Annotated in this window: 7 protein-coding genes; 3 read left to right on the top strand and 4 right to left on the bottom strand. The window is 75.6% G+C overall.

Going from position 1 to position 5,873, the window contains the following annotated elements:
* The 3 genes from ABD308_RS32440 to ABD308_RS32430 all read left to right on the top strand — a co-directional run.
* Positions 1–860: vWA domain-containing protein (locus tag ABD308_RS32440; RefSeq protein WP_344343054.1), on the top strand; the 860-nt coding region annotated here is incomplete at its 5' end.
* 17 nt (positions 861–877) lie between these two features.
* Complete coding sequence (locus ABD308_RS32435) at positions 878–2,926, top strand: hypothetical protein (protein WP_344343052.1); 2,049 nt, start codon at positions 878–880, stop codon at positions 2,924–2,926.
* A gap of 101 nt (positions 2,927–3,027) precedes the next feature.
* Entirely contained in the window at positions 3,028–3,510 is a 483-nt protein-coding gene (locus tag ABD308_RS32430; RefSeq protein ID WP_344343050.1) for a MarR family winged helix-turn-helix transcriptional regulator, read from the top strand.
* 55 nt (positions 3,511–3,565) lie between these two features.
* Here ABD308_RS32430 and ABD308_RS32425 read toward each other — a convergent pair whose 3' ends face one another.
* The 4 genes from ABD308_RS32425 to ABD308_RS32410 are packed head-to-tail and all read right to left on the bottom strand — an operon-like array spanning position 3,566 to position 5,655.
* Positions 3,566–4,138, bottom strand: coding sequence for a GTP-binding protein (locus ABD308_RS32425; protein ID WP_344343048.1), 573 nt, complete (start codon positions 4,136–4,138; stop codon positions 3,566–3,568).
* 58 nt (positions 4,139–4,196) lie between these two features.
* Complete coding sequence (locus tag ABD308_RS32420) at positions 4,197–4,577, bottom strand: DUF742 domain-containing protein (RefSeq protein WP_344343046.1); 381 nt, start codon at positions 4,575–4,577, stop codon at positions 4,197–4,199.
* A complete protein-coding gene (locus tag ABD308_RS32415; RefSeq protein ID WP_344343044.1) occupies positions 4,574–5,005 on the bottom strand; it encodes a roadblock/LC7 domain-containing protein in 432 nt (143 codons plus the stop codon). The genes ABD308_RS32420 and ABD308_RS32415 overlap by 4 nt, the downstream gene beginning before the upstream one ends.
* The gene (locus tag ABD308_RS32410) at positions 5,005–5,655 is read right to left on the bottom strand and encodes a hypothetical protein (RefSeq protein WP_344343042.1); all 651 of its coding nucleotides are present in this window, start codon (positions 5,653–5,655) and stop codon (positions 5,005–5,007) included. The genes ABD308_RS32415 and ABD308_RS32410 overlap by 1 nt, the downstream gene beginning before the upstream one ends.
* Positions 5,656–5,873 lie beyond the last annotated feature (218 nt).

Raw genomic sequence — 5,873 nt, 5'->3', positions numbered from 1 at the left:
ACGCCCTGGAGGCGATCGACCCGGGCGCCGTGCGTCCGTCGGTCGACCTGCTGCGCACCGTCCTGGAGCACGCGGGCGGGCTGCCCGAGGCCCGGCTGGCGGGGCTGCGTCCGCTGGTCCGGCGTCTGGTCGACGAGCTGAGCAAGGAGTTGGCGACCAGGCTGCGGCCCGCCCTCACCGGGATCAGCGTGCCGCGTCCGAGCCGTCGCCCCGGCGGCGGCCTGGACCTGCACCGGACCATCCGCGCCAACCTCGCCACCGCCCGCCCGGCCGACCCCACCGCCGGCTCGTCGGGTGGTGAACCGGGCGGCATGGTGATCGTGCCGGAGCGCCCGGTCTTCCGGACCAGGGCCCGACAGGCGTCCGACTGGCGGCTGATCCTGGTCGTGGACGTCTCCGGCTCGATGGAGGCGTCCACCGTCTGGGCGGCGATGACCGCGTCGATCCTGGCCGGGGTGCCCTCGCTGAGCACCCACTTCGTCGCCTTCTCCACCGAGGTGGTCGACCTGACCGACCAGGTGACGGACCCGCTGGGCCTGCTCCTGGAGGTCCGGATCGGCGGCGGCACGCACATCGCCGGGGGCCTGAAGTACGCGCGGAGCCTGGTGACCGTGCCGTCCCGCACGCTGATCGCGGTGGTCAGCGACTTCGAGGAGGGCGGCCCGGTCGGCGGACTGCTCACGCAGACCCGGGCGCTGGTCGACTCCGGCTGCCATCTGCTGGGCTGCGCCGCGCTGGACGACACCGGGACGGCCCGGTACTCGAAGGCGGTCGCGGGCCAGTTGGTCGCGGCCGGGATGCCGGTGGCGGCGCTCAGCCCGCTCGAACTGGCCCGCTGGGTGGGGGAGAAGGTCCGATGACGGAGACGGTAGGGGCAGTGACGGACACGCAGTGGCCGGCGGTCAGGCCGGAGGTGGTCGCCGAGGTGGTGGCCGGGCTGTCGGCACGGTTGCAGAAGCGGTTGGACGGCGCCGCCGCCAAGCTGGCCGAGCGGCCGGTGGAGCGGACGGGCGAGGAGTGGCGGATCGCCGTCGACGAGGAGACGGTGCTGGTCCTGCACGCACCGGGCGGGGTGGTCGCCGACCAGGCGGACGTGCGCTGTGGCTGCCTGCTGGCACCCGCCTGCGTGCACCGGGCCGCGGCGGTCACGGTCTGCCCGCTCGCCGACGACGAGCCGCCCGCCGACGGGGAGACGGGGACCATCGAGGCCCCGCCGTCAAACCAGTTGGATCAGCCGGACCAACGGGATCAGCCGGATCAGCGGAACCAGGCGGGCCAGGCGGCCCCACCGGACCGGACGGCCCCGCCCGCCGAGGCGCTCACCGCCGCCGAACGGGCCGCCGTCGAGCACTTGCACCGGGTGGGCGCCGCCGTACTGGCGGCGGGCGTCGGCGGCGCGGGCGCGGTGCTCCAGGCGGAGCTGCTGCGCGCGGCCCACCGCGCCCGGTTGGCGGGCCTGTACCGATCGGCGGCCGCGGCGGTGGCCGTGGTCACCCGGATCCGCGCCGCCCGCTCGGGCGAGCCGGACCACCGGCTCGCCGACCTGGTGGCCGGCCTGCGCGAACTCCTCGGCCTCAGCGCGGCACTAACCCTCGCCGCCGCCGCACCGGCAGCCACCGCACCCGAGCACGCGCCCGGCCCGGCCGAGCCCGGCATCGCGGAGCTGCGCGGGACGGCCCGCCAGTCCTACGCGCCAGCGGGCGGCCTGCGGCTCTACGGGCTGTTCGCCGAGCCGGTGCTGACCGCCACACACGCGGGGGTGCTCACCTGGGCGGTGGACGCGGGCGGCGGGCTGCACACGATGGCGGAGATCATGCCGCACACCGATGCCACGGCGGCGGCGCCGCAGGCGGTCGGAGCCGGGAACCGGGCGGTGCGGCTGGGGGACGCGATGCTCAGCCACCGCGAGTTCACCCGGGCCGGGCTGGCCGTGCAGGGGGCGACCAGGTCGGCGGCCGGACGGCTCGGGGCGGGCGCCTCGGTCCGGGCGGTCCGTGCGGCGGGCGCGGCCTGGACGGCGGAGCCGCTCGAGGGGCTCTGGAGCGAGCCGCCGGCCGCCCAGGTGGCGCGGGCGCTCGCGGCGGGGACGCTGCCGCCGGAGGTCCGGCCGGCCGGGAGCGAGCTGCTGTTCCTGGACGTGACGCTGCTCGGCGCGGCGCCGTACGGACCGGGCGGCGAGCCGCGCCTGCTGGCGACGTACGGCGACGGGGCGGTGGTGGCGCTGCGTGCCGCGCACGACCACCCGGGGCTGGCGTACCGGGGCAACCTGGCGCTGCTCGCCACCGCCCCCGGCCTGAGGCTGCGGGTGATCGGGCGGCTGGAGCGTTCGGCCCGCCCCGAACTGCGGCTGCTGGCCGTCGGTGTGCCGCCGACAGACGGGTCCACGTCGGGGGGCGAGCCCTCCCTGGCGCTGCCCGCCGACCGCGCGGGACGGGTCAACCTGGGCCTGGAGCGGCTCCAGACGGCGGACCTCACCTTCCCGCCCGCCGACCCCGCCGACCCCGCTGACCCCACCGGGTCCGCCGTACCCGCACCACCCGCAGCGGCCGCACCGCCCGCGGTGACCGGTGACGGCGCGAACCCGGCCACCCCCGTGCACCTGCTCGCGCGCCGGGTGGAGCAGGCGGTGACCGGCGGCCGGGCCGCGCTGGCGCTCGGCTCCCGGGCGGTCGACGGCGACCGGGCCCGGCTGCGGTCGGCGGGGCTGGTCACCGGGGCGGCGCTGCTGGACGGGCTGTTGGCCGCGGCGGTGGACCAGCCGCGCGACGTCTTCGGGCGGGTGGTCGCGGACGACCACGGCGACTTCGCGTCCGCCTGGCTCGCGGCGGCCTGGTACGGGGAGGAACTGGCCTCGGCGCTCTGTGTGACCGCCTGGTCGGGGCTGCCGGAGACCGCTTCGCGGGAAGCGGGCCAAGACCGGACATAAGGAAAATATTTGCACAAGCAGGTAAGCGGCGCCGAATGGCACAATTGAGCCGGGAAGGACGTTCCACCGGGAACACCTACCGGAGCAGGGAGAGGCGAGCCATGGGGATCCACGACGACGCCGCCGAGATCCGCGCCGGCGGCTGGCGGACCCTCGCCGCGCTGCACGGGCTGATCGACACGGCGCTGGAGAAGGCGCTGCAGGCGGAGCACCGGCTCTCCGTGGTCGAGTACACGGTGCTGGAGGCGCTGTCGCGGCAGGACGGCTGGCACATGCGGATGCAGCAGCTGGCCCGCGCGGCAGCGCTGAGCAGCAGTGCGACCACCCGGCTGGTGAGCCGGCTGGAGGACCGGGGGCTGCTCGGCCGCTACCTCTGCGCGGACGACCGGCGCGGCATCTACACCGAGCTGACCCCGCAGGGACGCGAACTGCTCGCGGCGGCGCGGCCGTTGCACGACACGACCCTGGAGGCGACGCTCACCGAAGCGGCCGACCTCCCCGAACTGGCACCGCTGGTCCGGGCCCTGCACGACCTGGAGCCGACCCCGGCGGCCCCGGCGAAAGGCCTGACAGCCAAGGTCTGACAGCCAAGCCAAGCCAAGCCAGGCCAAGCCAAGCCAAGCCAAGGCCGCGCCGACCTCAGGCGTGTGCGGCGAGCGCGTCCCGGTGGACCCGGTCGAGGAGCGCGAGCAGCAGCTCCTTGCTGGAGGCGCGCTCCCGCACGTCGCAGAGCACCACGGGCACGTCCGGGTCGAGGTCCAGCGCGCGGCGGACGTCCTCGGGGGCGCAGTCGCGGCGTCCGTAGAAGCAGTTGACGCCGACGGCGAAGGGGATGCCGCGCTGCTCGAAGAAGTCGACGGCGGCGAAGCTGGTCTCCAGCCGCCGGGTGTCGGCCAGCACGATGGCGCCGAGCGCGCCGAGCGCCAGGTCGTCCCACATGAACCAGAAGCGGAACTGGCCCGGCGTGCCGAACAGGTAGAGCACCAGGTCCTCGCGGACGGTGATCCGCCCGAAGTCCATCGCGACGGTGGTCGTCGCCTTGTCGTGGACGCCGTCGAGGCTGTCGACCCCGATGCTGGCGCGGGTCATCCGCTCCTCGGTCTGCAGCGGTTCGATCTCGCTGACCGAGCCGACCATGGTGGTCTTGCCGACGCCGAAGCCGCCGGCGACGAGGATCTTGACCGCGCCCGGCACCAGGCTCTGGGTCGTCACGTCGGGTCTCCTGAAGGGGAACTGAACACGGTACGGGGCGGACGGGGGCGGAGGCGGATCAGAGGCGGCGGATGCCCTCGATCACGGCCTGGATCAGCGCGATGTCGGGCGCCTCGGCGAGTTCGACGGGGGCCCGGGTGAGGATCATCCGGGCTTCGGCGAGGTCGTCGAGGAGCACCTTGACCACGCTCACCGGGAGGTCCAGGACGGCCGCGATCTCGGCGACCGCGAGCGGGCGTTCGCGGCAGAGGTCCAGGATCGCGGCCGGTTCGGGCGTCATCCGGCTGGTGTCGGCGAACGGGTCGGCGGTGACCACCAGGGTGATCAGCGCGAAGCCGTCACGGACCGGGCCGGTGCGTCCGTTGGTGATGGCGTAGGGGCGGACCAGGTGGCCGGCCTCCTTGTCGAAGAACCAGGCCTCGGCGGCGTCGACGGTCACGCACCGCCACCCGCAACCGGTTGGCCGGCGTCGCTGCGCGGTGCTGCGGTGAGGTACTGGCCGACCTGCTTGACCAGCATGTTGATCTCGTAGGCCATCAGCCCGGCGTCGACCGACTCGCTGGTGAGCACGGCGAGCCGGGCGCCCTGGCCGGCGGCCGTGACGAACAGGAACAGGTGGTCCATCTCGATCACGGTCTGCCGCACCCGCCCGCCGTTGAACCGCTGGCCGGCGCCGCGGGCGAGGCTCTGCAGGCCCGAGGCGACGGCCGACAGGTGCTCGGCGTCGGCCCGCTCCAGCCCCCGGGAGAGCCCGACCAGCAGACCGTCCTCGGACAGGACGATGGCGTGCCGGGTCTCCGGGACCCGCGCCACCAGCTGGTCCAGCAGCCAGTTGAGGTCGCGCTCGGTGTCGGTGTGCTGCGTCATCACTGCTGTTCCTTACCTGCGGAAGGCGCGTCCGGGTGGGGGGTGGCGGCACGGGCGGTGCGGGTGCCGTGTTGGATGGCGGCCATGGTGGCCCGCGAGCGCTGCGGCGAGGGGTCGTCGGCGGGCTGCCCGGCGGGGCCGGGCGGGCCGTACGGGGTGGCGGAGGGCGCGTTCGCCTCGCGCAGCTGCTCGGCGAGGCTGGCGTTGCGGACCCGCTGGGGCAGGACGCGCGGCGTGCGCAGCTCTCCCTCGGGCCCGTACTGTGCCTCGGCCCCCTCGGCGCGCTGGTGCGTGGGCGTCGACGGCATCGCGGGTGTCACGTACGGCGCGGACGCCATCGGTGCCGCCGGCGCCGTCGGAGCCACCGGCGTCGAGGGCGCGGCCTGCGGCGGCCCGCCGGCCGTATCCCAGACCTCGGCGCCGTCCGCACCGGTCGGATCCTCGTAGGGCCAGGGCCGGCTCGGCCGAGCCACGACCACCGCGCCCGGCAGCCCGGGGATCGGGGAGCCCACCGGCAGGCCGCCGTTGGCCGCCGGATCGTCCTGGCCCGGCGGGCCGCCGCCCTCGGGGTACCGCGCGACCAGCTCGCCGCTCACCAACCCGCCGCTCACCAACCCGCCGACCGGAGCGTCGGCCACGGCATCGATCACGGCATCAACCACGGCATCACGCGCGGGACCGCCCGCCATCGGTCCGTTGCCCATGAGCCCGTCGAGCACCGCGGCGAACGCGCCCGCCGGCTCCGGTCCGGCGCCGCCGCTCCGCGCACCCGCCCCCGGCCCGGTGTCCGCGTGAACATCCGCACCGGCCTCCCGACCAGCCTCCCGACCGGGTTCCGGATCCAGCACCGGATCCAGCACCGGCGCAG

It is taken from the genome of Kitasatospora putterlickiae (genome assembly GCF_039527695.1).
Lineage (GTDB): Bacteria > Actinomycetota > Actinomycetes > Streptomycetales > Streptomycetaceae > Kitasatospora > Kitasatospora putterlickiae.
This window is presented reverse-complemented; position numbering and strand designations above follow the sequence as displayed.

What these genes read in the sequence shown, in the direction of transcription:
- ABD308_RS32430 (WP_344343050.1), top strand. Translation starts at nt 3,028, where the DNA reads ATGGGGATCCACGACGACGCCGCCGAGATCCGCGCCGGCGGCTGGCGG.
- ABD308_RS32415 (WP_344343044.1), bottom strand. Translation starts at nt 5,005, where the DNA reads ATGACGCAGCACACCGACACCGAGCGCGACCTCAACTGGCTGCTGGAC.